This window comes from Streptomyces sp. Ru71 (genome assembly GCF_002920535.1).
In the GTDB taxonomy this organism is placed as follows: domain Bacteria; phylum Actinomycetota; class Actinomycetes; order Streptomycetales; family Streptomycetaceae; genus Streptomyces.
Genome location: NZ_PQSS01000069.1, coordinates 14,233 through 39,278, shown reverse-complemented (window position 1 = coordinate 39,278; position 25,046 = coordinate 14,233). Strand labels below are relative to the sequence as shown.

General features: G+C 73.0%; 27 protein-coding genes. 14 read left to right on the top strand and 13 right to left on the bottom strand.

The features are described from left to right. Together C3489_RS29865 and C3489_RS29860 are read right to left on the bottom strand one after the other, a co-directional pair. Positions 1 to 1,108 (bottom strand): GNAT family N-acetyltransferase (locus C3489_RS29865; RefSeq protein ID WP_103785202.1); only part of this gene is annotated, 1,108 nt, incomplete at its 3' end. 144 nt (positions 1,109 to 1,252) lie between these two features. Then, a complete protein-coding gene (locus C3489_RS29860; protein ID WP_103785201.1) occupies positions 1,253 to 2,128 on the bottom strand; it encodes an arylamine N-acetyltransferase in 876 nt (291 codons plus the stop codon). A gap of 213 nt (positions 2,129 to 2,341) precedes the next feature. Between C3489_RS29860 and C3489_RS29855 the strand changes: the two genes are divergently transcribed. Next, entirely contained in the window at positions 2,342 to 2,776 is a 435-nt protein-coding gene (locus tag C3489_RS29855; protein ID WP_103785200.1) for a hypothetical protein, read from the top strand. 32 nt (positions 2,777 to 2,808) lie between these two features. Here C3489_RS29855 and C3489_RS29850 read toward each other — a convergent pair whose 3' ends face one another. Next, positions 2,809 to 3,261: an RpiB/LacA/LacB family sugar-phosphate isomerase gene (locus C3489_RS29850; protein WP_103785199.1), complete on the bottom strand. Its 453-nt coding sequence runs from the start codon at positions 3,259 to 3,261 to the stop codon at positions 2,809 to 2,811. Positions 3,262 to 3,427: 166 nt separating this feature from the next. Then, positions 3,428 to 4,543 (bottom strand): NAD(P)/FAD-dependent oxidoreductase, encoded by a 1,116-nt coding sequence (locus C3489_RS29845; protein WP_103785198.1) that lies wholly within the window; start codon positions 4,541 to 4,543, stop codon positions 3,428 to 3,430. 92 nt (positions 4,544 to 4,635) lie between these two features. On the opposite strand from C3489_RS29845, the gene C3489_RS29840 reads away from it, so the two are divergent. From C3489_RS29840 to C3489_RS29815, 6 genes are all read left to right on the top strand, one after another. Next, positions 4,636 to 5,316: a TetR/AcrR family transcriptional regulator gene (locus C3489_RS29840; protein WP_103785197.1), complete on the top strand. Its 681-nt coding sequence runs from the start codon at positions 4,636 to 4,638 to the stop codon at positions 5,314 to 5,316. A 261-nt stretch (positions 5,317 to 5,577) separates the two neighbouring features. After that, positions 5,578 to 6,570, top strand: a complete 993-nt coding sequence (gene dhaK / locus C3489_RS29835) for a dihydroxyacetone kinase subunit DhaK (protein WP_103785196.1) — start codon at positions 5,578 to 5,580, stop codon at positions 6,568 to 6,570. Between the two features lie 48 nt (positions 6,571 to 6,618). Next, on the top strand, positions 6,619 to 7,218 hold the full coding sequence (gene dhaL, locus C3489_RS29830) for a dihydroxyacetone kinase subunit DhaL (protein ID WP_103785195.1): 600 nt from the start codon (positions 6,619 to 6,621) through the stop codon (positions 7,216 to 7,218). Next, positions 7,211 to 7,621, top strand: coding sequence for a PTS-dependent dihydroxyacetone kinase phosphotransferase subunit DhaM (locus tag C3489_RS29825; RefSeq protein WP_103785194.1), 411 nt, complete (start codon positions 7,211 to 7,213; stop codon positions 7,619 to 7,621). Before dhaL ends, C3489_RS29825 begins: the two co-directional genes overlap by 8 nt. Positions 7,622 to 8,001: 380 nt before the next feature. Further along, a complete protein-coding gene (locus C3489_RS29820) occupies positions 8,002 to 8,973 on the top strand; it encodes a fibronectin type III domain-containing protein (protein ID WP_374936791.1) in 972 nt (323 codons plus the stop codon). 357 nt (positions 8,974 to 9,330) lie between these two features. Further along, the gene (locus tag C3489_RS29815) at positions 9,331 to 9,879 is read left to right on the top strand and encodes a hypothetical protein (protein WP_103785207.1); all 549 of its coding nucleotides are present in this window, start codon (positions 9,331 to 9,333) and stop codon (positions 9,877 to 9,879) included. On the opposite strand, the gene C3489_RS29810 is transcribed toward C3489_RS29815, so the two are convergent. From C3489_RS29810 to C3489_RS29795, 4 genes are all read right to left on the bottom strand, one after another. Continuing rightward, the gene (locus C3489_RS29810) at positions 9,827 to 10,423 is read right to left on the bottom strand and encodes a PadR family transcriptional regulator (protein ID WP_103785193.1); all 597 of its coding nucleotides are present in this window, start codon (positions 10,421 to 10,423) and stop codon (positions 9,827 to 9,829) included. The genes C3489_RS29815 and C3489_RS29810 overlap by 53 nt on opposite strands. A 28-nt stretch (positions 10,424 to 10,451) precedes the next feature. Further along, a complete protein-coding gene (locus C3489_RS29805) occupies positions 10,452 to 12,467 on the bottom strand; it encodes an NADPH-dependent 2,4-dienoyl-CoA reductase (protein WP_103785192.1) in 2,016 nt (671 codons plus the stop codon). A 128-nt stretch (positions 12,468 to 12,595) separates the two neighbouring features. Beyond that, positions 12,596 to 12,967, bottom strand: a complete 372-nt coding sequence (locus C3489_RS29800; RefSeq protein ID WP_103785206.1) for a hypothetical protein — start codon at positions 12,965 to 12,967, stop codon at positions 12,596 to 12,598. 138 nt (positions 12,968 to 13,105) lie between these two features. Next, a complete protein-coding gene (locus C3489_RS29795; RefSeq protein WP_103785191.1) occupies positions 13,106 to 13,978 on the bottom strand; it encodes a hypothetical protein in 873 nt (290 codons plus the stop codon). A gap of 278 nt (positions 13,979 to 14,256) precedes the next feature. Between C3489_RS29795 and C3489_RS29790 the strand changes: the two genes are divergently transcribed. Beyond that, positions 14,257 to 16,335 (top strand): SpoIIE family protein phosphatase, encoded by a 2,079-nt coding sequence (locus tag C3489_RS29790; protein ID WP_103785190.1) that lies wholly within the window; start codon positions 14,257 to 14,259, stop codon positions 16,333 to 16,335. 111 nt (positions 16,336 to 16,446) lie between these two features. After that, the gene (locus tag C3489_RS29785) at positions 16,447 to 17,070 is read left to right on the top strand and encodes a hypothetical protein (RefSeq protein WP_103785189.1); all 624 of its coding nucleotides are present in this window, start codon (positions 16,447 to 16,449) and stop codon (positions 17,068 to 17,070) included. Between the two features lie 37 nt (positions 17,071 to 17,107). On the opposite strand, the gene C3489_RS29780 is transcribed toward C3489_RS29785, so the two are convergent. Continuing rightward, entirely contained in the window at positions 17,108 to 17,623 is a 516-nt protein-coding gene (locus tag C3489_RS29780) for a DinB family protein (RefSeq protein ID WP_103785188.1), read from the bottom strand. 229 nt (positions 17,624 to 17,852) lie between these two features. Between C3489_RS29780 and C3489_RS29775 the strand changes: the two genes are divergently transcribed. Then, positions 17,853 to 18,497 carry a LysE family translocator gene (locus C3489_RS29775; RefSeq protein ID WP_103785187.1) on the top strand — a complete coding sequence of 215 codons (645 nt, stop codon included), beginning with the start codon at positions 17,853 to 17,855 and terminating at the stop codon, positions 18,495 to 18,497. A gap of 85 nt (positions 18,498 to 18,582) precedes the next feature. Here C3489_RS29775 and C3489_RS29770 read toward each other — a convergent pair whose 3' ends face one another. Together C3489_RS29770 and C3489_RS29765 are read right to left on the bottom strand one after the other, a co-directional pair. Next, complete coding sequence (locus C3489_RS29770) at positions 18,583 to 19,377, bottom strand: putative protein N(5)-glutamine methyltransferase (RefSeq protein WP_103785186.1); 795 nt, start codon at positions 19,375 to 19,377, stop codon at positions 18,583 to 18,585. Positions 19,378 to 19,562: 185 nt separating this feature from the next. Beyond that, positions 19,563 to 20,594, bottom strand: a complete 1,032-nt coding sequence (locus C3489_RS29765) for a hypothetical protein (protein ID WP_103785185.1) — start codon at positions 20,592 to 20,594, stop codon at positions 19,563 to 19,565. A gap of 80 nt (positions 20,595 to 20,674) precedes the next feature. On the opposite strand from C3489_RS29765, the gene C3489_RS29760 reads away from it, so the two are divergent. After that, positions 20,675 to 21,115, top strand: coding sequence for a MarR family winged helix-turn-helix transcriptional regulator (locus C3489_RS29760; protein WP_103785184.1), 441 nt, complete (start codon positions 20,675 to 20,677; stop codon positions 21,113 to 21,115). A 32-nt stretch (positions 21,116 to 21,147) separates the two neighbouring features. Here the strand turns inward: C3489_RS29760 and C3489_RS29755 are convergent, their stop codons facing one another. Further along, complete coding sequence (locus C3489_RS29755) at positions 21,148 to 21,882, bottom strand: GNAT family N-acetyltransferase (RefSeq protein WP_103785183.1); 735 nt, start codon at positions 21,880 to 21,882, stop codon at positions 21,148 to 21,150. Beyond that, positions 21,879 to 22,805 (bottom strand): NADP-dependent oxidoreductase, encoded by a 927-nt coding sequence (locus tag C3489_RS29750; RefSeq protein ID WP_103785182.1) that lies wholly within the window; start codon positions 22,803 to 22,805, stop codon positions 21,879 to 21,881. Before C3489_RS29750 ends, C3489_RS29755 begins: the two co-directional genes overlap by 4 nt. 139 nt (positions 22,806 to 22,944) lie before the next feature. On the opposite strand from C3489_RS29750, the gene C3489_RS29745 reads away from it, so the two are divergent. The 3 genes from C3489_RS29745 (at position 22,945) to C3489_RS29735 (ending at position 25,032) form a co-directional block, all read left to right on the top strand. Then, the gene (locus C3489_RS29745; protein WP_103785181.1) at positions 22,945 to 23,550 is read left to right on the top strand and encodes a sulfite oxidase-like oxidoreductase; all 606 of its coding nucleotides are present in this window, start codon (positions 22,945 to 22,947) and stop codon (positions 23,548 to 23,550) included. After that, positions 23,543 to 24,316: a ferredoxin reductase gene (locus C3489_RS29740; protein WP_103785180.1), complete on the top strand. Its 774-nt coding sequence runs from the start codon at positions 23,543 to 23,545 to the stop codon at positions 24,314 to 24,316. Before C3489_RS29745 ends, C3489_RS29740 begins: the two co-directional genes overlap by 8 nt. A 128-nt stretch (positions 24,317 to 24,444) precedes the next feature. Beyond that, positions 24,445 to 25,032 (top strand): hypothetical protein, encoded by a 588-nt coding sequence (locus C3489_RS29735; protein WP_103785205.1) that lies wholly within the window; start codon positions 24,445 to 24,447, stop codon positions 25,030 to 25,032. Positions 25,033 to 25,046: the final 14 nt, after the last annotated feature.

Here is a 25,046-nt window from a genome sequence, read left to right as displayed (position 1 = left end):
GGTGGGCGAGCACCGTGTTGCGCAGCCCGCGCACCGGCCTGCGCACCAGCCGGTGGGCGGCCCCCACCGGATGCGCCCGGGTGGCGAACCCCTCGGCGACCCACAGGTCCCGGGTCTTGAGCCAGTCCTTGTACTCCTTGTCGCCGCGGCCCCAGTCGACCAGCCGCACCCCCTCCTTACGGGCCGCCTCGGCCAGCCGCAGGTGCATCATCAGCCCCGGCGAGTAGCGGTGGAACTCGGGGTCGTACGCCGTGAACCAGGCCGCGAGCACGGTGCGCGAGCGCGGCCCGAAGTGCACCGCCACCGGCCTGTCCCCCGCGTACAGCACGGACAGCACCCCGGTGAAGTACGCCTCGCGGACCTGGAACAGATACTCCACCAGGTCCACGATCCACGGCCGGGAGAAGCGGTCCATACGGCCCGTCCGGCGGTACTGGGCGGACTTCCACCGCATGAGCGTGCGCAGCACCTCGGGATCGCGTTCGTCGAACACGAACCGGACCTCGCCGACGTCCCGGCCCAGCCGGCGCTCCTTCTTCAGCGTGGTCTTGGCATGCCCCGGGTAGGTGGCGCGCAGCCACTCGGGGTAGCTGTCGTCGCCGTGCTCCAGGTCGATCACCGGGGAGGCGAAGGTGCCGGTGACGGCGCGCTCGAAGGGCTTCTGCTCCGCGACGAGGTGGTCGAACTCGAAACTCGCGAGTCCGCACACCCGCAGCAGTTCCTGGGTGTCCCAGGTGACTCCGGGCCGGTGCACCAGCGCCTGGCAGTCGGACAGGCCGAGCCCGATCGCCCGGCCGACGCCCAAGGCGCCCCGCTCGTACGGGAAGAAGCCGACAGGCTCCCCGTCCTGGTGCAGCACGGCGACCCGGGCCCCGCCCCGGTACCTGCCGACGCCGATCGCGAACTCCGGTGCGAGGAAGGGGTTGGCGTACTCGGGCGACTCGTCCATCGCCCGGTGCCAGGCCTGTCTCAGCGCCTGGGTCAGCTCGCCCGTTCTGTGGACGGTGATGTCCGCCGCACCGCTGCCGCCTCCCCCCGGGCTGCCCACGGAACGCTTCGACGGCTCGTCCGTGGTCGTGCTCTCCGCGGCGTTGCTGACGGATCGCATGCGATCGCTCCCCCATCCCCCCATGACGCCGACGGCCGGGAAGCAGACTTCTCGACCATGCCCCAACGTCGCGGGAGTATGCGTACGTTGTCAAGGCTTTGTGTCGTAATGGCACGGCGACGGCGGGCCCGGGGAGCGGGGTGATCAGGGCCGGCCGAGCAGGGTCAGGCCGGGCGGGACGGTGATGCCGAACTTCTCGTCCAGTACCCGGCGGACCTCGTCCTCGTCCGCGAGCTCCCGCTCGGTGACGGTGCCGTCCGCCCGGGTCTCGGTGAGCAGACGGTCGTCGAGGAGCAGATGCGTGTCGCCGGTGAGCCGGTGCGCGTAGGCGCGTCGGCTGAACGGTGAGCGCGGGTGGGTGGCGATGTACCAGTTGATGACCTCGAAGTCGCGCTGCTCGAACGGCTCGACGGTGAAGGCGTACTGCGCCTCCCAGGCGTCGTCGGTGCCCTCGGCCGGGGCCGCGCCGTCCTGCGCCGGCTTCTCGGGCCGGTGGGCCTCCAGCACCCACATCGGCAGCGGCCCGCGCTGCGGCGCGTGCACCAGGCGGTGGCGGCGGCCCGCGTCGTGGAACTCGGTGCCGGTGGTGAGCGGCACGGCCTCCAGCAACGCGCCGAGCGCGCCGAACCCGACGTCGGCGAGGTACGGCTGCGGGTCGTCCGGGGCCTCGACGAGCAGCGCCATATGGGTGCGTGGGCGGCTCTCGGGCCGGTCGGTGCCCACCAGGACCCGGGCGGTCAGCCGGGTCACCCGGAAGCCGAGCGCCTCCAGCGCGTGGGCGAGCAGCGTGTTGTGCTCGTAGCAGTAACCGCCGCGCCGGCTGTTCAGCAGCTTCGCCGTCAGGTCGGCCGGGGCGAGGGAGGGGGCGATGCCGCCGAGGGCGTCCAGGTTCTCGAACGGCAGGGACCTGGTGTGGGCCAGGTGCACGCCACGCAGGGTCGCGGCGTCGGGCCGGCGTTCCCCCTGCCATCCGATCCGGTGAAGGTAGGTGTCGAGGTCGAACTGCGCGGAATCGGGCATGCCTCTCACGCTAAGGACCGACCCGGCGCCCGTCAGCCGTCGCTGGTCCGGGCCCGGGCTCGGACTTTGGTCCTGGTCCCACCGGGCCGGCCCCGGGTCCGACCCCGCGGTCATGTGCGGCGGGCACATCGGTCACACTCGAAGGCCGAGATATGTGTACGCACCACATGGATGGGCGCGTACCTTGCCGTGCAGACCCCTCGGAGACCTCACATGAACGCAGGACCGGCCGCGGTGACGGGCGCGGTCGTCTTCACCTGGCTGGGCATGGTGCTGGCCATCTCGTTCCTGGAAGCACCGCTGAAGTTCCGCGCACCGGGCGTGACGCTCGCGCTCGGCCTCGGCATCGGCCGTCTGGTCTTCCGCGCCCTGAACATCGCCGAGGCGGTCCTGGCCGTCACCGTGATCGTGGCCGTGGCGGCCGGGTCGCCCACGACGGCCGTCACGGTGCTCACCGCGGTCGCCGTGGTGCTGCTGGTGGTGCAGCTCGCGGCCGTGCGCCCGGTGCTCAACCGGCGCAGCGACCGGATCCTGGCCGGCGAGGAGGCGCCGCGCTCGCGGGCCCACCTCGCGTACATCGCGTGCGAGCTGCTGAAGGTGATCGCCTTGGCGGCACTGGGCGTGACGGCGCTGGCTTCGGTGGCCTGACAGCCCGGTCCCGTTGGCCGGGATCTCCGTGGTCAGACGTGCCGGGCGGCGTCCAGTCGGGCGACGCGGGCCAGGTTCTCGCGGTCCTCGGGGTCGTCGCCGGCCTCGGCCGCGAACCACGCGTCGAGGATCTCCTTCAGCAACGGCTCGGAGGTCAGGCGCAGGCTGAGGGCGAGCACATTGGCGTCGTTCCAGCGGCGGGCGCCGTCCGCCGTGCCGGCGTCGGTGCACAGGGCGGCCCGCACACCGGGCACCTTGTTCGCGGCGATGGAGGCGCCGGTTCCGGTCCAGCAGCACACGACCGCCTGCTGGGCCCTGCCTTCGGCGACCTCCCGGGCGGCCGCCTCCGAGCACGCCGCCCACTGCGGGTCGTCACCGGGCCGCAGCGCCCCGTACGCCACCACCTCGTGGCCCCGCCGGCCCAGCTCGGCGACCAGGGCGCGGGCCACGGGTTCGTCCATGTCGGAGGAAACGGAGATCCGCATGGATCGGAGCCTACAGCGGCACGGGGCCGCCGTGACCGGCGCCGCCGAGTCTCATTGCCCGGCCGTCGCCGGATCTCCCACCTCGATACGCAGCCATGTCTCCCCGGCGCGCAGCCACAGGGCCCTCCCTATCGCCGGGGGCCGGCGCCGCCCGAAGGGCGTCACCCTAGCCCGGCTGGAAGAACGCGAGCATCTGCCGGCTCGCGTCGGGCGACGCCAGGATGTCCTGGATCCGCGCGGACTGCCGGCCGGCCGCGCTGGTGCGTTCGAACATCTCGCGTTCGTACTCCTTCACGGCGACGGCGAAGTCGTCCCGGTGCGCGGCCAGCGCGCGGCCGAGCACGGCGCCGTCGAGCAGCGCCATGTTGGCGCCCTGCCCCACCGGCGGCATCAGGTGCGCGGCGTCGCCGAGCAGCGTGACGTCCGGCCTGGACGGCCAGGTCAGGCCGACCGGGAGAGTGGTGATCGACCGCGGCACGACCGTGTCGTCGCACGCTGCGATCAGTGCGGTGAACCGTGCGTCCCAGCCGGCGAACAGCTCGATCAGCCGCGCCCGGGCGGAGGCGGGGTCGTCGAACGGGATACCGCTGGTGGCGAACCAGTCCTCGCCGGTGTCGTAGAAGCTGAGGTAGACGCGTACGCGGCCGTCGCCGTTGCGCTGCGCCGCCAGGGACTGCCGGTTGCCGAGCACCCAGTAGTTGCCGCGCCCGACCATCGCCGCGAGGTCGGGGTGGGTGCGGTCGATGTCGGGAATGCCGATTTCGACGGCGTTCTGGCCGGTGTGCACGGGCCGGGCGTCGGTGAGCAGGGCGCGGACCCGGGAGCCCGCTCCGTCGGCGCCGACCAGCAGGCCGTACGCCGCGCTGCTGCCGTCGGCGAAGCGCAGCAGGCCGTTGTCGGCGGACTCGAAGGCGCACCCCCAGCGCACGGCGTGTTCCGGGAGTGAGTCCAGGAGCAGGTTGCGCAGATCGGCCCGGTCGACCTCGGGCCGGTCGAGCGGGGCGTCGTCGGGGGTGTCCTCCTGCAGCAGCAGGGTGCCGTCCGGCTCCAGAAGGCGCAGGTCCTGGCCGGCCCGACGGGCGATCGCGGTGAACCGGTCGTACAGGCCGGCCTCGCGCATCGCCCGCTGACCGGTCCCGGAGTGCAGATCGAGCATGCCGCCCTGCCCGCGCACGTCGCGCGACGCTTCACGCTCGTACACCACGGCGTCGATGCCGTTCAGGTGCAGTACGCGGGCGAGGAGCAGGCCTCCCAGGCCGGCTCCGACGATGGCGATGGTCATGGTGGGCCCCCAATGCGCTGTATCGGTCGATACTCAATGCGCTGTATCGGTCCAATACACCGTATCGCTCACGGCGTTGTATTGTCAGCGGCATGTTGGTGTGGGAGCGACCGGAGCCGCCGGACCGACCGGTGCCGGCCCCGCTGAGCCGGGAGCGGATCGTACGAGCGGCGGTCGCGCTGGCCGACGCGAACGGCCTGGAGGCGGTGTCGCTGCGCAAGGTCGCCTCCGCCCTGGGTGTGGGGCCGATGCGGCTGTACGGCTACATCGACACCAAGGAGGAGCTGCTCGACCTGATGGTCGACGCGGTCCACGCCGAGATCCGGCCCAGCGGAGACGACTGGCGAGAGGTGCTGCGCTCCCTCGCCGAGACCACCCGGCAGGCCGCCCACCGGCACGAATGGCTCGCCGACCTGATCGGCGGGCGGCCCCAACTCGGGCCGAACACGCTGGCCGGCGGGGAGGCCGTGCTGGCCGCGATGGCCGGCGTCGCCCTGGACGTCGTCGTACCGGCGGTCGCCGCGGTCCATGCGTATGTGATCGGCGCGGTGCGCCGGGAGATCACCGAGCGGCGTGCCGAGCGGGCCACCGGGATGGACAAGAGGCAGTGGCAGGCCGCGTTCGGGCCCTATCTGCGGCGGGCCTTCGCCACCGGCCGGTACCCCGCGCTGGCCTCGGTCGTGCACGACGGCCCCCATCCGGACGCCGACGAGACCTTCCGGACCGGCCTCGACTTCCTCCTCGACGGCATCGCTGCCCGCATCTCGGGCTGACGCGCGGCCGAGCGGGCGGGCCGCTCCACGTGACCTTTCCCGGCCGCAAGGTCGATACTGCCGTTATCAGTGTGAATCCGATCCGCCGAGGACGACCACCGCACCTGACGTGCCGTCACCGATGCAGGCAGCGAACCGGCGCCGGCACCGCCGGAGCCCGACCCGAGCCACCCCCTCCACAAGATCGACAACTGGCCTAAGCCCGCGCGACCTGGGAAAATACAGTCGAGGGCCCACCTGCTAATCCACCAGGAGGCACCCATGAGGATGCTGATCAACGTCCCTGAGACCGTCGTCGCCGATGCGCTGCGCGGGATCGCCGCCGCCCATCCCGAGCTGACCGTGGATGTCGAGAACCGGGTGATCGTACGGCGGGACGCGCCCGTGGCCGGCAAGGTCGGGCTGGTCTCCGGTGGCGGCTCCGGACACGAGCCGCTGCACGGCGGGTTCGTCGGACCCGGCATGCTGTCGGCGGCCTGCCCCGGCGAGGTGTTCACCTCACCGGTGCCCGACCAGATGCTGCGCGCCGCGGCGGCCGTGGACAGCGGCGCGGGCGTGTTGTTCATCGTCAAGAACTACACCGGCGACGTTCTCAACTTCGACATGGCGGCCGAAATGGCCGAGGACGAGGGCATCCAGATCGCGAAGGTACTGGTCAACGATGACGTGGCGGTGACCGACAGCCTGTACACGGCCGGGCGGCGCGGCACGGGGGCCACGCTGTTCGTGGAGAAGATCGCCGGCGCCGCCGCCGACGAGGGGCAGCCGCTGGAGCGGGTGGAGTCGATCGCCCGGCAGGTCAACGAGAACGCGCGCAGCTTCGGCGTGGCGCTGAGCGCCTGCACCACCCCGGCCAAGGGCAGCCCGACCTTCGATCTGCCCTCCGGTGAGCTGGAGTTGGGCATCGGCATCCACGGCGAGCCGGGCCGGGAGCGGCGGCCGATGATGACCTCCGGGGAGATCGCGGACTTCGCGGTCGGCGCCCTCCTGGAGGACATGAGCCCGAGCAGCCCGGTCCTGGTCCTGGTCAACGGCATGGGCGCGACGCCGCTGCTGGAGCTGTACGGGTTCAACGCCGAGGTGCAGCGGGTGCTGGCCCAGCGGGGTGTCGCCGTCGCCCGCACCCTGGTCGGCAACTACGTGACCTCGCTGGACATGGCGGGCGCCTCGGTGACCCTGTGCCAGATCGACGAGGAGCTGCTGCGGCTGTGGGACGCTCCGGTGAGCACGCCGGGGCTGCGCTGGGGCATGTGACACGGTGATCCGCAGGTGAGCGACATCCCTACCACGCAAGGAGATCACGTGCTCGACGCCGACTTCTTCCGCCGCTGGCTGACGGTGGCCGCCGCGTCCGTGGACCGCGAGGCCGAACACCTCACCGCGCTCGACTCGGCCATCGGGGACGCCGACCACGGCACCAACATGCAGCGCGGGCTCACCGCGGTGACGGCCGCGCTGCGGGAGGAGGCTCCCGACACGCCCGGCGCGGTGCTGATGCTCGCGGCGAAGCAGCTGATCTCGAAGGTCGGCGGGGCGTCGGGGCCGCTGTACGGCACCCTGCTGCGCCGTACCGGCAAGGCGCTCGGCGACGCCGCCGAGGTCAGCGAGGAGCAGTTCGCGCAGGCCCTGCGGACCGGAGTGGAAGCGGTCATGACGCTGGGCGGTGCCGCGCCCGGCGACAAGACCATGATCGACGCGCTGGTCCCGGCGCTCGACGCGCTCGGCGACGGCTTCGCCGCCGCACGCACGGCCGCCGCGCAGGGCGCCGAGGCCACCACGCCGCTGCAGGCCCGCAAGGGGCGGGCCAGCTATCTCGGTGAACGCAGCATCGGACACCAGGACCCGGGGGCGACCTCGTCGGCCCTGCTGATCGCGGCTCTCGCGGAGGCCAACGGTGAGTGACGACAAGCTGGTCGGGATCGTGCTGGTGTCCCACAGCGCCGATGTGGCGGAGTCGGTGGCCAGGCTGGCGAAGGCGCTGTCCGGCGGCGGTGCGGCGGTGCCCGTGGCCCCGGCGGGCGGCACCGAGGGCGGGGGTCTCGGCACGAGCGCCGAGCTGATCGCGGCGGCGGCCGCCTCGGTCGATCGCGGCGCCGGGGTCGCCCTGCTCACGGACCTCGGCAGCGCCGTCCTGACGGTGAAGGCGCTGCTCGCCGAGGGGGACGAACTGCCGGATGGGGCCCGCCTGGTGGACGCGCCGTTCGTGGAGGGCGCGGTCGCGGCGGTGGTCACGGCCGCGACGGGCGCCGATCTGGAGGCGGTGGAGACGGCGGCCCGGGAGGCGTACGACTACCGGAAGGTGTGAGAAGCGCGGGGCCGCCGGTGCGGCCCCGGTCCCGGCGAAACCCCGTACGGTACACGGGATCTGACGGTCCGCCAGGCGGCCGGAGGGCCGAGCGTGTCTCGGCTCCGGCCTTCCGGCCGCCCGCGTCCGGCGCGGCAACAGCGACGACAGCGGTCCGCGCCCGCGGCCGAACTCCCCAGCCCTCCAGGAGAGTTCGGCCGCTCGGAGCCTCAGCATACGTAAGCCTTCGCACCGGACCAACGTCCGATGGTCCGGCCGGCCGCACACCGCGTCTTCCTTCTTGATGTGAGCGCGTCACCGACCCCATAGTGGGTGAGTATTGGTCCGGACCATTTCCGTCGGACCGGTGGACGGCGTTTCCGCGACCCGGGAGGCACGTCGTGCGACGCGTGGTGCTGTACGCGGTGGTCCTGCTGCTGGTCGCGTCCTGCGGGTGGGCCGGCGCGGACGACACGGAGAGCGGGGCGCTGCCGGGGGCGCCGGGCGGGGTCACGGCGACCGCCGGCAGCGCGACCAGCGTCCATGTGATGTGGAACGCCGTGCGGGCCGCAGGCGGAGTGCGCGAGTACGAGGTGTACCGGGACCGGGCCAGGGTGGCGCGGGTGCCGGCCGGCGAGCACATGGTGGACGTCACCCGGCTGCGCCCGTCCACGACGTACGTCTTCTCGGTGCGCGCCCGCGACCGGGCCGGACGGCTCGGTCCGCCCAGCCGTGAGGTCACCGCGACGACACCGGCCGCGACGGCCGCGGACCGCTCGGCACCGGGCCGGCCCGGCCGGCTCACCGGCCGCGACGCCGGGAGCACAGCGGTCCAGCTGTCCTGGACGGCCGCCCGTGACGACCGGAAGGTGGTGTCGTACGACGTCTACCAGGGCGGTGTGAAGATCCACAGCGTGGGCGGGACCCAGACGGCGACCGTCGTCACCGGTCTGCGGCCCGGCACCCGGTACTCCTTCACCGTGCGGGCCCGGGACGCGGCCGACAACCTCTCCCCCGCCGCCGGACCGCTCGTCCTCACCACGGCCCCCGGCGGGAACGACGGCCGGGCCACCGCGCCCGGCGCCTTCCGGGCCGCGAGCCACGAGGCGGACGGCGCGTACTACCTGGACCTGTCCTGGGACGTGCCGCGCACCGACGGGACGGTCACCGAGTACCAGGTGCAGCTCGACGGCCGGACGGCGACCTCGGTGGTGTGGGGCGGGCAGGCGCCGCGGGACCGGGCGAGCTACAGCTTCTACGCCGGGAACGCGGCCGGGGTCAGCCACCGGGTGCGGCTGCGGGCCCGGCTGCCGGACGGCACCTGGGGCGGCTGGTCGCCGGAGCGGACGGTGACGACGGGCGCGGAACGGTGACGCGGGACCGCACCGGCACACCCTGCACGGGACGGTGACGGGGGACCGCACCGGCACACCCTGCACGGGACGGTGACGGGGGACCGCACCGGCACACCCTGCACGGGACGGTGACGGGGGACCGCGCCGGCACGCCCCGCGCGGGGCGGTGACGCGGCACCGCGCCGGCACGCCCCGCGCGGGACGGTGACCGGCGGGCGGCCTGGGCCGTCGGTGGGAATCCGTCACCTGCCCGGGTCAGGCCCGCATGCGCGTGCGCACGGGGGCGCGTTGGCTGCGTCTGAGGCAGCACGGGCGTTCCCGATCCTCGGCGGCGCAAGGGATGTACCGCCAACCGTGCCGCCGGAGGAGATCCCGATGCGCAACTCCGCTCTCTTCAGACGTCACGGCCTGACCGTGGCTGCCGCCGCCGCGCTGCCGCTCGCCCTGACCGCCGCGGGACCGGCCGCCGCCCGGGGTTCGGGGATCTCCGTGAGCACGACGGGGACGACCGTGTCCGTGGTGACCAGCGCCTGCTCCCAGATCAACGGCAGCTGGGGCACGGCGGCGCTGCTCAACAGTTCCCAGGCGAACTTCGCCCAGGGCCGTCAGGTCGCGCTGTCGGGCACCGGCGTGAGCCAGTCCGCCGCCTGGTCCGGCGTCTCCCCCGGCACGTACACGGTGATCGTGATGTGCGCGAACAACACCACCGCCGGCACCCAGTCGGTGATCGTCTCCGCGCCGTCCGCGCCGACTCTCTCCAGCACCGCGTCGCCGTCGCCGTCGCGCGGTGTGATGGGCGGCTTCGGCGGCGCCGTCCGGGACTACGGCCCGGTCACGATGGGTGTGGGCGCGGCCCTGGTGGGCGGCGGTGTCATCGGGGCGGCGTGGTTCCTGCGCCGTCGCTCGAAGCCGCACCGTCTGTGAGTCCCTCCCCGGGCAGTGCGGCGACCTCCGCCAGGGCGTGCGTGAGCCACCGGGTCCAGAAGGTCTCCAGGTCGATCCCGGCCCGCAGCACGAGGTGCCGCAACCGGTCCTGAGCGCTGTCCTTGCCGGGCGGGAAGTCGCGCTGCTCGATCTCCAGATACTCCGCCAACTGCCGCTCGTGCAGCTCCAGATGGCGCCGCAGATCGGCCTGCAGGCCGGCGGTGCCGACCATGGCGGCGGCGCGCAGCCGCAGCAGCAGGGTGTCCCGCAGGGGTTTGGGGTCCTGCGCCGCGGCCGTCCAGCGCTCCAGCTCGGCGCGGCCCGCGGGCAGGACCTCGTAGGCCTTCTTCTGCCCGCGGGCCGGCACCTCGCTCGGCAGCGCGCGGATGTACCCCTCGGCCTCCAGGCGTCCCAGCTCGCGGTAGATCTGCTGGTGGGTGGCGGACCAGAAGTAGCCGATCGACTTGTCGAAGCGGCGGGTCAGCTCAAGACCGGAGGACGGCTTCTCCAGCAGGGCGGTGAGGATCGCGTGCGGCAGGGACATGGGGTCATCCTAGGGACGCGCCGCGCGCCTACAGGGCGGCGGCGAGCTCCGTGCCCTGCTTGATGGCGCGCTTGGCGTCCAGTTCGGCGGCCACGTCGGCGCCGCCGATCAGGTGTGCCGTGCGGCCCGCCGCGACCAGCGCGTCGTACAGGTCCCGGCGCGGCTCCTGGCCGGTGCACAGCACGATGGTGTCGACCGGGAGAACCGTGCTCTCGCCGTCGACGGTCAGGTGCAGCCCGGCGTCGTCGATGCGGTCGTAGGCCACGCCTGGGACCATGGTGACGCCGCGGTGCTTGAGCTCGGTGCGGTGGATCCAGCCGGTGGTCTTGCCGAGGCCGGCGCCCACCTTGGTGGTCTTGCGCTGGAGCAGGTGGACCTGGCGGGGCGGCGCCGGCCGCTCGGGCGCGGCGAGGCCGCCGGGCGCCCGGTAGTCCAGGTCGACGCCCCAGTGGCGGAAGTACGTCGCCGGGTCCTCGTTCGCCTTGTCGCCGCTGTCGGTGAGGTACTCGGCGACGTCGAAGCCGATGCCGCCCGCGCCGAGGATCGCGACCCGGTCGCCGACGGCGGCGCCGCCCTGGAGCACGTCGAGGTAGCCGACGACACTGGGGTGGTCGACGCCGGGGATGTCCGGGGTGCGCGGGGTGACGCCGGTGGCGACGACGACCTCGTCGAAGTCGGCCAGGTCGTCCGCGCCGACCCAGGTGCCGAGGCGTACGTCCACACCGTGGGCGTCGAGCTGGTGGCGGAAGTAGCGCAGCGTCTCGTCGAACTCCTGCTTGCCGGGGACCTGGCGGGCGACGTTGAGCTGGCCGCCGATCTCGCTCGCGGCGTCGAACAGGGTGACCGCGTGGCCGCGTTCGGCGGCGGAGACCGCGCAGGCCAGGCCGGCCGGGCCGGCGCCGACGACCGCGACCCGCTTCTTCAGCCGGGTCGGGGCGAGCACCAGCTCGGTCTCGTGGCAGGCACGCGGGTTGACCAGGCAGGAGGTGATCTGCCCGCTGAAGGTGTGGTCGAGGCAGGCCTGGTTGCAGCCGATGCAGGTGTTGATGGCCTCGGCGCGGTCCTCGGCGGCCTTCTTCACGAACTCCGCGTCGGCGAGCATCGGGCGGGCCATGGAGACCATGTCGGCGACGCCGTCGGCGAGCAGCTGCTCGGCGAGTTCGGGGGTGTTGATGCGGTTGGTGGTGATGAGCGGGATCGACACCTCGCCCATGAGCTTCTTGGTGACGAAGGTGTAGGCGCCGCGCGGCACGGAGGTGGCGATGGTCGGGATGCGGGCCTCGTGCCAGCCGATGCCGGTGTTGATGATCGTGGCTCCGGCGGTCTCGACGGCCTTGGCCAGGGTGATCACCTCGTCGAGGGTGGAGCCGCCGGGGACGAGGTCCAGCATGGAGAGCCGGTAGATGACGATGAAGTCCTCACCGACCGCCTCGCGCACCCGGCGCACGATCTCGACGGGGAAGCGCATGCGGTTCTCGTAGGAGCCGCCCCAGCGGTCGGTGCGCTGGTTGGTCTGGGCGGCGATGAACTCGTTGATGAGGTAGCCCTCGGAGCCCATGATCTCCACGCCGTCGTAGCCGGCCTGCTGCGCCAGGCGAGCCGTGCGGGCGTAGTCGTCGATGGTGCGCTCGATGTCGGCGTCGCTCAGCTCTCGGGGCGGGAACGGGCTGATCGGGGCCTGCAGCGGGCTCGGGGCGACCAGGTCACTGTGGTAGGCGTAGCGGCCGAAGTGCAGGATCTGCAGTGCGATCCTGCCGCCCTCGCGGTGCACGGCCTCGGTGACCTGCCGGTGCTGTTCCGCCTCGGCGTCGGTGGTGAGCTTGGCGCCGCCCTCGTAGGGCCGTCCCTCGTCGTTGGGGGCGATGCCGCCGGTGACGATGAGCCCCACTCCGCCGCGGGCGCGTTCGGCGTAGAAGGCCGCCATGCGCTCGAAGCCCCGCTCGGCCTCCTCCAGGCCGACGTGCATCGAGCCCATCAGGACGCGGTTGGGCAGCGTGGTGAAGCCCAGGTCGAGCGGGCTCAGCAGGTGGGGGTAACGGCTCATCGGGCCCTCCGTGCGCGGTGTCGGTGAGCACCGTTGTAGAGGACCCGCGAGCCTTTATGCAACTAGTTGCACAACGAGGTGGCCCGTATCACCCAGGCCTGGTCACCTCTCGGTATGCCTGTCGGTGTTCACCTGCTCTCCAGCCGCACGTGCAGCTCCCGCTCCTGGTCGCCCGAGGCATGGGAGAGGTCTTGCACCGTGAACAGGTCGTCCAGGGTCTTGCGGAAGCGGTCGATCGCCCAGTAGCCGCCCTGGACGTCCGCGGTGACCTGGCCGTGCAGCCGGGCCGGGCGCGCGGCGGCCTCACGGGTGTCCGCGACGTCGAAGGTACCGAGCCACACCATGGGACGGACCTCCGAGAACTGCTCGGGGACGTCCTCGGAGCAGCGGTCGGAGTCGAAGCACTGGCACAGCGTGTCGAAGACGATCCGGGCGTCCTCCTTGGTGCAGTCACTGATCTCCAGGGAGACCGAGTGCGGGTGCGGTTGCTCGTTGTCCATGTGCTGGTGCATGTGATCGCTCCTTGTCGTCACCGCGCTGCGGGAGTGCGGGTTCCCCGCGATCCCGCACCCCCACACCCAAGAAAAGCACCGGCCGCCGGTGCGGGCCACCGACGGCCGGGCCGGACGCGCGCGGGCTCAGCCCCGAGTCAGCCGGTAGGTCTTGCTGTCGGTCAGGACACAGAAGCCGGGCGAGACGACGATGACGCGCAGGGTGCCGGTGCGGCGGTCGTAGTCGATCCCCTCGGCCTCGAACGCGCCGGAGCAGGCGCTGCGCAGGGGCAGTTGGCGCAGGGCGGTGACCTGGCCGGTGACATCGGCGGAGCCGTTCGGCGCGGCGGACAGGTCGATCTGCAGCAGCGGCTTGGTCATGCCGAACAGCGTGCCGTCGGGATCGTCGGAGGAGCACAGCAGCCGCGTGGCGGTGACGAAGTCGCAGCCCTGGACGTCACGGACGGCGCGGTCGAGCCGGACGGTGGCGGCCTGCGGGAGGTTCGCCGAGGGCGAGGTGGCAGGGTTGACGCCGGGGGTGGGGAAGACCAGCAGCCGGGTCATGGTGCCCCACTCCCCCGACAGCATCCACTGGCCGTCCGGGGAGATCGCCACCCAGGAGTTGTTCAGGGCCTCGCCGGGGCTGAGCGCGTGGACGTACTCCGACCAGCCGCCGCCCGGCGCCTGCACCCGGAACATCTTGGCGCCGCCCGAGTCCCGCTGGTACGGCTCGACGTAGTGCCCGTCGTAGGCGGCGTCGGGGTCGCCCACGTGGTTCCAGCCGCGCGCGGACACGCCGAGCGGGATGGTGCCGATGCCGGTGTAGCGGTTGGCGCTGCCGGCCGGGACCTCGACGGAGGCCAGACCCTGGCTCTCGGTGAGCGGGTCGGCGCGGTCGGAGCCGGCCTCGCTCCAGGTGTCGGCGGCCGTGGCGTGCGGTGCGCCGCACACGACGAAGGCCAGGGCTGCCAGAGCGGTCAGGACGGTGCGACAACGTTGCCGGACGGTGCGTGGAGGCATGGGCCGACTCCTCGGTGAGGGGGTGGTCGCGCACAGTCTGGTGGCGCGGGATAGTCATGTACATACCAACACCCGAACAGGTGTGGTCGGCCCGGCGACGAACGGCTCCGTCTCGGGCACACCGCCGACCCGCCGCCCTCGGCGGGACGATTCCGGTCGTGTTGAGGGATGGTGGAGGTGGGTGCGGAAGGCGTAGGAGAAAGGGTTGTGCGCGGTACAACAAGGGGAGTCGGCACGGGGGTACGCGTGCCGCACGTACAGGCGGAGGCGGTACCTGCATGACGTCAGCCAGATCTCCCGTGACCGACGGCGATCAGCCGCCGGGCGGACCGGTGCGGCCGAGCGGCCTGCTCGACGTCCTGAACGTCGCCTCCGTGGTGCTGGACGCGCAGGGCCGCGTGGTGCTGTGGAGCCCTCAGGCCGAGGAGCTGTTCGGGTACGCCGCCCAGGAGGCCCTCGGCCGGTACGCGGCGCACATCATGGTGCACGAGCAGCACTTCGACCTGGTCGTGAAGCTGTTCGCCGACGTCATGGAGACCGGGCAGAGCTGGGCCGGCGCCTTCCCCGTCCGGCGCAAGGACGGCACCACCCGGCTGGTGGAGTTCCGCAACATGCGCCTGCTGGACGACCGGGGCGACGTGTACGCGCTCGGCCTGTGCGCCGACCGGTCGACCGTGCGCCGTCTGGAGCAGGATGTGGCGCTGTCCACCCGGATGGTCACCCAGTCGCCGATCGGCCTCGCCGTGCTCGACACCGACCTGCGGTTCGTGTCGGTCAACCCGGCACTGGAGCGGATCAACGGCCTGCCCGCCGAGGCCCACATCGGGCGCCGGCTGCGCGAGGTGCTGCCGGACCTGGACGCGGACGCGCTGGAGGCCTCGTCGCGGCAGGTGCTCGAAACGGGGCTGCCGGTGGTCGACCAGCCCACCGTGGGCCGCACCCCGGCCGACCCGGACCGGGACCACGCCTGGACGACCTCGCTGTACCGGCTGGAGGACACCGTCGGCAACGTCCTCGGCCTCGCCGCCTCCGTCGTGGACATCACCGAGCAGTACCAGGCCGGCGTCGAGGCCGAGGCCGCACGTCGCCGGCTGGCCGTGATCGCCGACGCCTCCGCGCGGATCGGTACGACGCTGGAGCTGGACCGCACCGCGCACGAGCTGGCCGACGTGGCCGTGCCGGAGCTGGCCGACGTCGCCGCCGTCGACCTGCTGGACGCGGTCGTGGAGGGCCGGCGCACCAGCCTGGGCCCGGCCGAGTCGGCGGTGATCCGCGCGCTGGCCGTGCAGGCCAAGGACGCGCCGGAGGCGCTGCGGGCGGCCGACCCGCCCGGCCAGATCGCCCGGTACGCCCCCGACCGGCTGGTCACCGAGTGCGTCCGCACGGCCCGGCCGGTCATGGTGGAGCGCGTGCGGCCGGAGGACCTGCCGCGCATCGCCCGCTCCGCCGAGGCCGCCGAGCTGCTGGCCGCGGCGGGCGTGCACTCCTATCTCGCCGTACCGCTGATCGCGCGCGGCGAGGTGCTCGGCGCCCTCGACCTCAAGCGCATCCGCAACCCGCTGCCGTTCGGCCGGGACGACCTGCTGCTGGCCCGGGAGCTGGCGGCACGGGCCGCCGTGCAGATCGACAACGCCCGCTGGTACCAGAACGCCCGCAACACCGCGCTGACCCTGCAGCGCAGCCTGCTGCCCAGCCATCCGCGGCTCACCGGCGGCCTGGAGGTCGCCTCCCGCTACCAGCCGGCGGGCGCCACCAGCGAGGTCGGCGGCGACTGGTTCGACGTCATCCCGCTGGAGGACGGCAAGACGGCGCTGGTGGTGGGCGATGTGATGGGCAGCGGCATCAACGCGGCCGCCACCATGGGCCGGCTGCGCACCGCGACGAACACCCTCGCCTCCCTCGACCTCGACCCGGCGCGGCTGCTGGAGCACCTCGACAAGATCACCTCGGGTCTGGACCAGGCCATCGCGACCTGTGTGTACGCCGTCCACGACCCGCAGCTCGGCCAGTGCCGGATCGCGAACGCCGGGCATCTGCCGCCGGCCCGGGTGCGCCCGGGGCGGACCCCGGAGCTGCTGGACCTGCCGACGGGCGCCCCGCTGGGCGTGGGCGGGGTCGCCTTCTCCACCACGACCGTGGAGATCTGCCCCGGCGACCAGCTGGTGTTCTACACCGACGGCCTGGTGGAGACGCGCCGGCACTCCCTCGACGAGCGCCTCGACATGCTGCTGACGCTGCTGGACGCCCCGGAACGTCCTCTGGAGGAGGTCTGCGACCTGCTGCTGAGCACGCTGCACCACCCGGACAACCACGACGACGTGGCCCTGCTGATCGCACGGGCCCGGCCGCAGGAGTGAGGCCGCACCGCACACTCACAGCAAATCGTTACCCGGGTCTTACCGGCCCCCTCGGACAATCACAGCACGGGGTGCCACAGACCTGATCCCGGCCGAGGAGAGTGAGCCGTGATGCACGATCCGCACCAGGAACAGCCGGAGACACGGGAGTCGGCAGGTCAGGCCGGGCGACGGTGGCCGGTGCGGCGCCGTACGGTGATCGCGGCCACCGCGGTCGCGGTGCTCGCCCTGGGCGGGACGGTAGCCTACGCGGCCTCCTCGGGCGGTTCCCCGACACCACCCGGCACCTCCGCCTCGTCCTCGCCGTCCCCGGGCGGGCCCGACGGACGGCACGAGCGGGGCGGCCCCGGGTTCGGCTTCGGGGCGGCCGTGCACGGCGAGGCCACCGTGAAGGACCCGGACACCGGCCGGTGGGTGGTACGGATCTGGCAGCGCGGCACCGTGCAGAAGGTGTCCGGCGACCAGGTCACGGTCAGGAGTGAGGACGGCGCCTCGTGGACCTGGACCGTGGGCTCGGACGCCCTTGTGCGGGGCGGCACGCCGAAGCAGGGCGACACGGTCGTACTCATCGGCACCCTGGACCACGGCAAGCGCACGGCCCTGCGCGCACTCACCGGCGACTTCGACGAGCGCGGCCCCGACCACTGGCGCGACGGCTTCCGGCACCACGACTGGAACGACGACCGGGACGACAGTCCGACGCCGACCCCGTCGGGGGACGGGGCGAGCACCTGACGCGCCCTGACCCTTCCCTCCGCGTGCGGAACTTGACCTAGTAGTACCCCTTCGTCCCGTCGAGCAGTTCCCTCACGATGTCCGCGTGCCCCGCGTGCCGGCCGGTTTCCTCGACGAGGTGGATGAGCATCCAGCGGAGGTTGGCCTTGCTGTCGCGGTAGTCGGGGTGGCGGCCTATGTCGTCCAGGGACGCCTCGGCCACGATCTCGTTGCTTCGGGCGCACTGGTCCTCGTACTCCGCGAGCAGCTGCTTCAGCGAGGTGCCGTCGGTGCGCCAGTGCGCGTCCTCGTCCGTCTCGACCAAGGACGGGTTCTGCGTCTTGTCGCCGCCCAGGAACAGCACCTCCAGCCAGGCGTGCTCCACCCACCGCATGTGGCTGATGAGCCCGGCCATCGTCATCGCCGGCGAGGTCGGGATGACGGAGCGGTGCGCGTCAGCCTCGCTCAGGCCCTCGCATTTCCATCTCAGGATCCGCCGTTGCAGATCCAGCCAGCCGATGAGCGCGGTGCGTTCGTCGGCCTGCCGAGGGGGACGCTCAAGTGAAGATGACATGCCTGCACGTTAGGGCGTTCGGTCTCCGGATGCCGCCTGAATTCGAGATTCAAGATCCGCCGGACAGGCCGTGGTTCGACGGTTGACGCCCCGTTGGCCGGGTGGAGTGAGGGTGCACGGAGACACCGAACGGCAGGGCCGTATCCTGGCGCAGGCGCCGCCGATGCGTCACGGACGGGCGCCGCCCGCGCCGGGTACCGGGTGCCCGGCAAACGATCAGGAGTCGACTTTGATCAGTCTGGCCGCAGTGGGGGGAGTGGCCCTGGTCGAACTGGGCATGGCTCTGACTCCGGGACCGAACATGATCCACCTCACCTCCCGCGCGATCACCCAAGGCCGCCGGGCGGGCCTGGTCAGTCTGAGCGGGACCGCTGTGGGATTCCTGTGCTACCTGCTGGCCGCGGCCGCCGGCCTGTCCGCGTTGTTCGCCGCCGTGCCGCTGGCGTTCACGGTGGTCAAGCTCGCGGGGGCCGCCTACCTGGCCTACCTGGCCTGGAAGATGCTCAAGCCGGGTGGCCGCTCACTCTTCGCTCCGGACCAGGACCTGCCTCGCGTCTCCGACGCCCGCCTGTTCTCGATGGGGCTCCTGACCAACCTGCTCAACCCCAAGATCGCTCTCATGTACGCCGCCCTGCTGCCCCAGTTCATGGATCCGCAGGCCGGTCCGGCCTGGGCGCAACTGCTGCAGCTCGGTGGGGTGCAGATCGTCGTGGGGATCTCCGTGAACGCCCTGATCATGCTGGCCGCGGCACGGGTGTCGGGGTTTTTGGCCGCCCGGCCCCGCGTGATGACCGCTCAGCGGTTCACGGCAGGCGGCCTGCTCGGTGTCTTCGCGCTGCGCACGGCCCTGTCCCGTACGCCTGCCTCGGCCTGAGCCACGCACGTGCACCTGTGAGACCGATGCTCAGCCGAGCCCGGGCTTGCGGCGATCACGAAGCCGAGGGTGGCGCCCTCGTGCGTCAGCTCGGCTGCGCCGTACCGATCACCACGTGGGCGTAGCCCTCCTCCGCCACCGCCAGTCGCGCGGTCAGCCCGGCGCGCGTGAACGTCTCGACGGCCGTGGGCGCCTGACGCTCGCTCGTCTCCACCAGCAGGCAGCCCCCGGGGGCCAGCCAGCGCGGCGCCTCCGCGGCCACCCGGCGCAGCACGTCCAGGCCGTCCGCACCGCCGTCCAGCGCGGTCAGCGGCTCGTGCTCGCGGGCCTCGGCGGCCAACAGGGCGACGTCGGCGGTGGGGACGTAGGGCACATTGGCGGCGAGGATGTCGATGCGGCCGCGCAGACGCTCCGGCAGCGCCGCGAACAGGTCGCCGGCGTGGACGTGGCCTCCGTACGCGGCGACGTTGCGGCGGGCGCAGCGCACCGCGGCCGGGTCGATGTCGGCGGCGTGCAGCTCGACACCCTCCAGCGCGGCGGCCAGCGCGGCGCCGACCGCGCCGGAACCGCAGCACAGGTCCACCACGACGCCGGCGTGCGGGGCCTGGGCGAGGGCCTGTTCGACGAGGAACTCGGTGCGGCGGCGCGGGACGAACACGCCCGGCTCGACGGTGACGCGCAGTCCGTGGAACCCGGCCCAGCCGAGGACGTGTTCGAGGGGCAGCCCGGCGACCCGGCGGCCCACCATGGCGGTGGCCTCCTGGTCGCTGCGGGCGGTGTCGAGGATCAACCGCGCCTCGTCCTCGGCGAAGACGCAGCCGGCGGCGCGCAGAGCGGCGACGACCTGGGGAAACTCGACGGACGTGGAAGGAGTGAGCATGGGGGCGGAGTGCCTTTCGGTGACCGGAGGGCGCTCCCTCGGGTCACCCGCCGGCGGTCCGCGCGCGGCGAGGGGAGAGCACCCGTGATGTCCTTGCGGTGATGGGTCCCACCTCCTCGGTTCGGCGCGGCTGGGGCGGTCCGCAGCCGGACCGCCACCCTACCCCAGCGCGTTCTGAAGGCTGATCAGACCCCCACGGTCTCCTCGATCTCCTCCTCGGCCGCGAGCTCCTGCGGCTGCGGCGCGGGGGCGGGCGCGGGAGCCTTGGCCCGCTCGTACAGGGCCGCGATCCCGGTCACCGCGAGGCCTGCCAGCAGCCAGACCGCCAGCGTCCACAGGCTGCGGCCGAGGCCGTCGTCACCGAAGTACAGCAGGCTGCGGACGCCCTCGACGAAGCCGGCGCCGTTCCAGAAGGCGTGCAGGGTGCCGAAGAAGCCGTTCTGCAGCTCGGGCCGGAACAACCCGCCGGAGCTGGTGAAGTTGAGCATCACGAACAGCACCATCATCGCCAGCGTGGTCCACCGCTTGAGGAAGGTGTGCAGGCCGACGCCGATGAACAGGATGCCCGCCGAGTACAGCCACGCCATGCCGAAGATCCCGGCGAGGTCGTGGTGGGCGAGGTGGAACACCGGACCGGCGAGCAGCGTGCCGATGGCGCCGACGACGGCCGAGACACCGAGCGCCAGCAGGGCGCGCACCCGCATGCCGAGCGCGCCGCCTGCGGCGCCGATCGCGGCGACGGAGGCGTAGGAGCCGATGGACACGGCGATGAGCAGGAAGAACAGGCCCTGTCCGGTGGGGTCGTCGGAGACGGGCCGGGCGACGTCGGTCACCTTCAGCGGGACGCCCTGCTTCTCGGCGACGGGCGTGAAGACCTTCTCGACGGCGGTGGCGCCCATGTCGGAGGAGGCGGTGGCGACGACGAGTTCGGGGCTCTTGGCACCCGGCACGTAGGCGCCGGTGATGTCGCGGTGCTTGAGCAGGTCGACGGCCGTGTCCCGGGTGGCGACCGTGCGGACGTCGAGCTTGTCGCCCGCGGCGTCCTTGACCGACTGGGCGAGCACCTTGGCCTCGGGTCCGGAGCCGACGACGGCGACGGGCAGGTGGTTCGGCTCCGGGGTGACGAACGCCCCCATGTACGCGAGCCCCATGCCCAGGCACATCAGCAGCGGGGTGATCAGGTGCGTGAGCACATGGCGCACGGCGGGCGATGTCATCGGCCCACTCCTCCAATAGTTGGCTTATACAACTCTCACTACAAGTTGTACTATACAACCAGAACCCCGAAGGAGGGCAAGTGAACGCAGCCGAGGCCGTCGAGACCATCCAGCGCGAGATGACGATCTTCGCCCGCCGGGCCCGCGCGTCGGCCGGGCGCATGCACCCGGAGCTGTCGCTGGTCTCCTACACGCTGCTCGGGCACCTGGAGGAGAGCGGCGGCTGCCGTGCCACCGACCTCGCGGCGCACTACGCCCTGGACAAGTCCACGGTCAGCCGCCAGGTCGCGGCACTGGAGCGGGCCGGGCTCATCGAGCGGCGGCTGGACCCGGAGGACCACCGGGTCCAGGTCCTGCACCTCACCGAGGCCGGCCGGCACATCCTCGCCCAGGTCACCGAGAGCCGGCGGACCGCCTTCCGCGAGCGCCTCGCGGACTGGCCCGAGGACGACCTGGCCCGCTTCGCCGACTATCTGGTGCGCTACAACGCCTGGGCGCCGCGGGAGCAGCAGGAGGACTGACCGGCCACACTGCCGGCCGGTCAGTCCTACGCCTACGCCACCGGCACCGCCCGCTCCTCCCCCAGCGTCTGGGGCGCCCGCGCCTCCAGGAACGCCGTGCGGCGGCGCAGCCGGAAGCCGAGCGACTCGTACAGCCGGATGGCGCCGGTGTTGTGCGCGCCGGTGTGCAGGAACGGCGTCTCCCCGCGCTCGCGGATGCCGTGCGCGACCGCGCGGACCAGCCGGCCGGCCAGCCCCTGGCCCCGGAACGCCGGATCGGTGCACACCGCGCTGATCTCGGTCCAGCCCGGCGGATGCAGCCGCTCCCCCGCCATGGCGACGAGCGCCCCGTCGCGCCGGATGCCCAGGTAGGTGCCCAGTTCGATGGTGCGGGGCAGGAAGGGCCCGGGCCGGGTGCGCGCGACCAGGTCCAGCATCTCGGGCACGTCGGCCGCTGTGAGCCGTACCGCCTCCGGGTCCGGGGCGGCCTCCAGCCCGTCGTCCACCAGCTGGACGCCGTCGATGTGGAAGGTGATCTCCCAGTCGTCCGGGACCCGCCCGCGAAAGCCCGGCAGCGGGACCTGGGCGCCGGGACCGGCGAGCGCCGCGAGGTCGGCCCAGTCCTGGGTCTCCGGCTCGTCGGGCAGGGCCAGCCAGGGCGACACGTCGAGCGGGTAACGCAGCACCCGGCCGCGCCGCTCGGCGAAGCGGGCGTGCGGGCCGGTCAGGGAGGCGAGGGCGGGGTTGTCCAGGACGTGCGGGCCGCTCGCCCCGTGCCCGGCGCTCACTCGCCCACCTCGATCACGATCTTGCCGCGGGCGTGGCCCTCCTCGACGGCGCGCAGCGCCTCCCCGGCCCGCTCCAGCGGGAAGGTACGGGTGACGTGCGGGTCCAGGTCGCCGCCGGCCACCAGCTCCGCCACCGCCTCCAGCACGGCGCTGTCGCGCACCCGCGCCACGCGGGAGCCGCCGAGCCGCTCGGCCTCCTCGGGCGGAGCGACGGCCGTGACGAGCCGGGCTCCCCCGGCGCGCAGGCCCGCGGCCTCGGCGAGGACCTCGCCGCCGACCAGGTCGTAGACCCCGTCGACACCGCCCGGCACGGCGGCCCGCACCCGCTCGGCCCAGCCGGGACCGGAGGGCACATGGACGGCGCCGAGCGACTCGACGAGGTCCTTCTTGCCCTCGCTCGCCACGCCGACCGTGCGCAGCCCGAGGGTGCGGGCGATCTGCAGCGCGGCCACGCCGACACCGCCTCCCGCGCCGGTGATCAGCACGGTCGCGCCGGCGGCCGCCTGGAGCTGGCGTACCCCGTCGTAGGCGGTCGCGACGGCGACGGGCAGGGTGGCGGCGTCGGCGAAGGACACGCCGGCCGGCTTGCGGGCGATCAGGTCCACCGACAGCAGCGCGTACTCCGACCAGCCGCCCTCGACGGGCCGGCCGAACACCTCGTCGCCGGGCACGAAGCCGTCGACGCCGTCCCCGCTCTCTTCGACGACACCGGCGACCTCGTTGCCGAAGAACACGGGGAAGTCGGGCGTCGCGCTCTCACCGGGGCGCCGGTAGCCGTCGCGCAGCTTGAAGTCCACCGGGTTCACTCCGGCCGCGCGCACCGCGATCAGCAGCTGGCCGGGTCCGGGGCGGGGGCGGTCCACGTCGACGAGCGCCTCGGTCTCCGGGCCGCCGAACCGGGTGAAGACGTACGCCTTGGGCATGGGCTTCCTCACTCTCCTTCGCTGTCCACCGGCGGCAATCCACGGCAGCGTGGGCGTATTCCCTGACCTGCGGAGAGTTCATACGGCCGCAATGATCTCCCGGTACGGGGCACCCTCCCGGACCCCTTACGGTTGAATCATGAACGTCACCCGAGGATTCACCGGACGCCACCGCGTCCAGAACCCCGGCCTGCCGCCCGGCCAGTACGACGCGGGCGAGGACTGGCCCGTGCTGTCCGCCGAGGTCACCCCGGACATCGCGCCCGAGCAGTGGACCTTCCGGATCGACGGGCTGGTCGAGCGGCCCCGCACCTGGGACTGGGACGAGGCGCACGCGCTGCCCGGCTCGGTGTACGAGGGCGACATCCACTGCGTGACGAGCTGGTCGAAGTTCGGCGTCCGCTTCGGCGGGGTGTCCCTGGACACCTTCCTCCAGGCCGCGGGCCCGCTGCCCACCGCCACCCACGTCGTGGCCTACGCGCACACCGGCTACACCACCAACCTGCCGCTCGCCGACGTGACCGGCGGCAGGGCGTGGATCGCCTGGGAGTTCGACGGGCAGCCGCTCGCCCCCGAGCACGGCGGCCCGGCGCGGCTGCTGGTGCCGCATCTGTACTTCTGGAAGAGCGCCAAGTGGATCGCGGGCCTGCGCCTCCTCGACCACGACGAGCCCGGCTTCTGGGAGCAGAACGGCTACCACCAGCGCGGCAACCCCTGGGAGGAGCAGAGGTTCTCCGGTGACTGACACGACCACCACGGCCCCGGCCCCCACGCCCCCGACCCGGTTCGCGATCCCGGGCCGGATCTCCGTGCCCACCGACGTGGCCACCGTCTGGCAGACCGCCACGCTCACCGAGGTCCGCCGCGAGACCCCGCGCACCGCCACCTTCCGCTTCGCGGTGCCGTCCTGGGCCGGCCACGTGCCGGGACAGCATCTCCAGCTGCGGCTGACCGCGCCGGACGGCTACACCGCCCAGCGCCACTACTCCCTCGCCTCGGCACCGGACGACAGCGGGCACATCGAGCTGACCCTGGACCATGTCGAGGGCGGCGAGGTGTCCGGCTGGTTCCACACCGTGGCCCGGCCCGGCGACACCGTCGAGGTGCGCGGCCCGCACAGCGGCTTCTTCGCGTGGCCCGGTGACCGGCCCGCGCTGCTGGTGGGCGCCGGCTCCGGAGTCGTCCCGCTGATGTCGATGGTGCGCCACCACCGGGCGCTGGCACTCGACGTGCCGCTGCGGCTCGTGGTGTCCGCGCGCAGTCCCGAGGACCTGATCTACGCGCGCGAGTACGGCCCCGAGACCACGCCCGTGTTCACCCGGCGCGCGCCCGCCGGGACGCCGGTGCGACGGCTGCACGCCGGGCATGTGGCGGACCTGGTGGCGGATGCCCCGCCGGGCGGCTGGGAGGCGTACGTGTGCGGTTCGAACGCGTTCGCCGAGCACGCCTCACGGCTGCTGGTCGCGGCGGGCCAGCCGGTGGACCGGATCCGGATCGAACGCTTCGGCTGACCGCCGGTCTCCCGCCGGAAGGAGCGCGTCCAGGACTTCCCGTTTGCGCGGATCCGGTGAAGGATGTCCCCTGGACGGGGTAGGAGATCCATGTGGGCACTCGCACGCGTGACGGCGAGGAGGTCGACATGCGAACCCGGGTGCGTGGCTGGCGCTGGCGGCACAATCCGCTGCGGCGCCGGTCCGATGTGGTGGAGGCCTGGACGGCACTGGCCGTCACGGTGCTCCTCCTCCTGGGTGCGCCGCTGGCCGGGGTACTGACCGGCTGGTGGGCGCACGGTGAGGCGCGGGCGGTCGCGGCCCGGGAGCGCGCGGACCGCCATGAGGTGCGGGCCGTGGTCGTCGGCCGGACCCCGGACACACCGCCGAGCGTGGAGGGCGGCAGCCGGCGCCCCACACCCGTGGCCGTGCGCTGGACGGAGCCGGGCGGCGGCACCCGCACGGCCGTGGCCCGGGTACCGGCGGGCACGCACACCGGCGACACGGTCGACGTGTGGTTCGACGCCCACGGCCACAACGCGCCCGCACCGCCCACGGAGTCCGCGGTCTGGCAGCACACCCTGTCCATGGGCGTCGCCGCCACGGGCGGCACGGTCGCCGTGGTGCTCCTCGCGCACGGCGTCGTGCGCCGGGTGTCCCTGCGCCACCGCCTCGACGAGTGGGACCGCGACTGGGCGCTCACCGAACCGCAGTGGACCCGGCGGCGGCCGGCCTGACCGCCGAAGCGGAA

Excerpts from the sequence above, each read along its gene's own strand:
- C3489_RS29860 (WP_103785201.1), bottom strand. The coding sequence starts at position 2,128 with ATGCCCGATTCCGCGCAGTTCGACCTCGACACCTACCTTCACCGGATC.
- C3489_RS29855 (WP_103785200.1), top strand. The coding sequence starts at position 2,342 with ATGAACGCAGGACCGGCCGCGGTGACGGGCGCGGTCGTCTTCACCTGG.
- C3489_RS29850 (WP_103785199.1), bottom strand. The coding sequence starts at position 3,261 with ATGCGGATCTCCGTTTCCTCCGACATGGACGAACCCGTGGCCCGCGCC.
- C3489_RS29845 (WP_103785198.1), bottom strand. The coding sequence starts at position 4,543 with ATGACCATCGCCATCGTCGGAGCCGGCCTGGGAGGCCTGCTCCTCGCC.
- C3489_RS29840 (WP_103785197.1), top strand. The coding sequence starts at position 4,636 with ATGTTGGTGTGGGAGCGACCGGAGCCGCCGGACCGACCGGTGCCGGCC.
- dhaK (WP_103785196.1), top strand. The coding sequence starts at position 5,578 with ATGAGGATGCTGATCAACGTCCCTGAGACCGTCGTCGCCGATGCGCTG.
- C3489_RS29815 (WP_103785207.1), top strand. The coding sequence starts at position 9,331 with ATGCGCAACTCCGCTCTCTTCAGACGTCACGGCCTGACCGTGGCTGCC.
- C3489_RS29810 (WP_103785193.1), bottom strand. The coding sequence starts at position 10,423 with ATGTCCCTGCCGCACGCGATCCTCACCGCCCTGCTGGAGAAGCCGTCC.
- C3489_RS29805 (WP_103785192.1), bottom strand. The coding sequence starts at position 12,467 with ATGAGCCGTTACCCCCACCTGCTGAGCCCGCTCGACCTGGGCTTCACC.
- C3489_RS29800 (WP_103785206.1), bottom strand. The coding sequence starts at position 12,967 with ATGGACAACGAGCAACCGCACCCGCACTCGGTCTCCCTGGAGATCAGT.
- C3489_RS29795 (WP_103785191.1), bottom strand. The coding sequence starts at position 13,978 with ATGCCTCCACGCACCGTCCGGCAACGTTGTCGCACCGTCCTGACCGCT.
- C3489_RS29790 (WP_103785190.1), top strand. The coding sequence starts at position 14,257 with ATGACGTCAGCCAGATCTCCCGTGACCGACGGCGATCAGCCGCCGGGC.
- C3489_RS29785 (WP_103785189.1), top strand. The coding sequence starts at position 16,447 with ATGCACGATCCGCACCAGGAACAGCCGGAGACACGGGAGTCGGCAGGT.
- C3489_RS29780 (WP_103785188.1), bottom strand. The coding sequence starts at position 17,623 with ATGTCATCTTCACTTGAGCGTCCCCCTCGGCAGGCCGACGAACGCACC.
- C3489_RS29770 (WP_103785186.1), bottom strand. The coding sequence starts at position 19,377 with ATGCTCACTCCTTCCACGTCCGTCGAGTTTCCCCAGGTCGTCGCCGCT.
- C3489_RS29765 (WP_103785185.1), bottom strand. The coding sequence starts at position 20,594 with ATGACATCGCCCGCCGTGCGCCATGTGCTCACGCACCTGATCACCCCG.
- C3489_RS29750 (WP_103785182.1), bottom strand. The coding sequence starts at position 22,805 with ATGCCCAAGGCGTACGTCTTCACCCGGTTCGGCGGCCCGGAGACCGAG.
- C3489_RS29745 (WP_103785181.1), top strand. The coding sequence starts at position 22,945 with ATGAACGTCACCCGAGGATTCACCGGACGCCACCGCGTCCAGAACCCC.
- C3489_RS29735 (WP_103785205.1), top strand. The coding sequence starts at position 24,445 with ATGCGAACCCGGGTGCGTGGCTGGCGCTGGCGGCACAATCCGCTGCGG.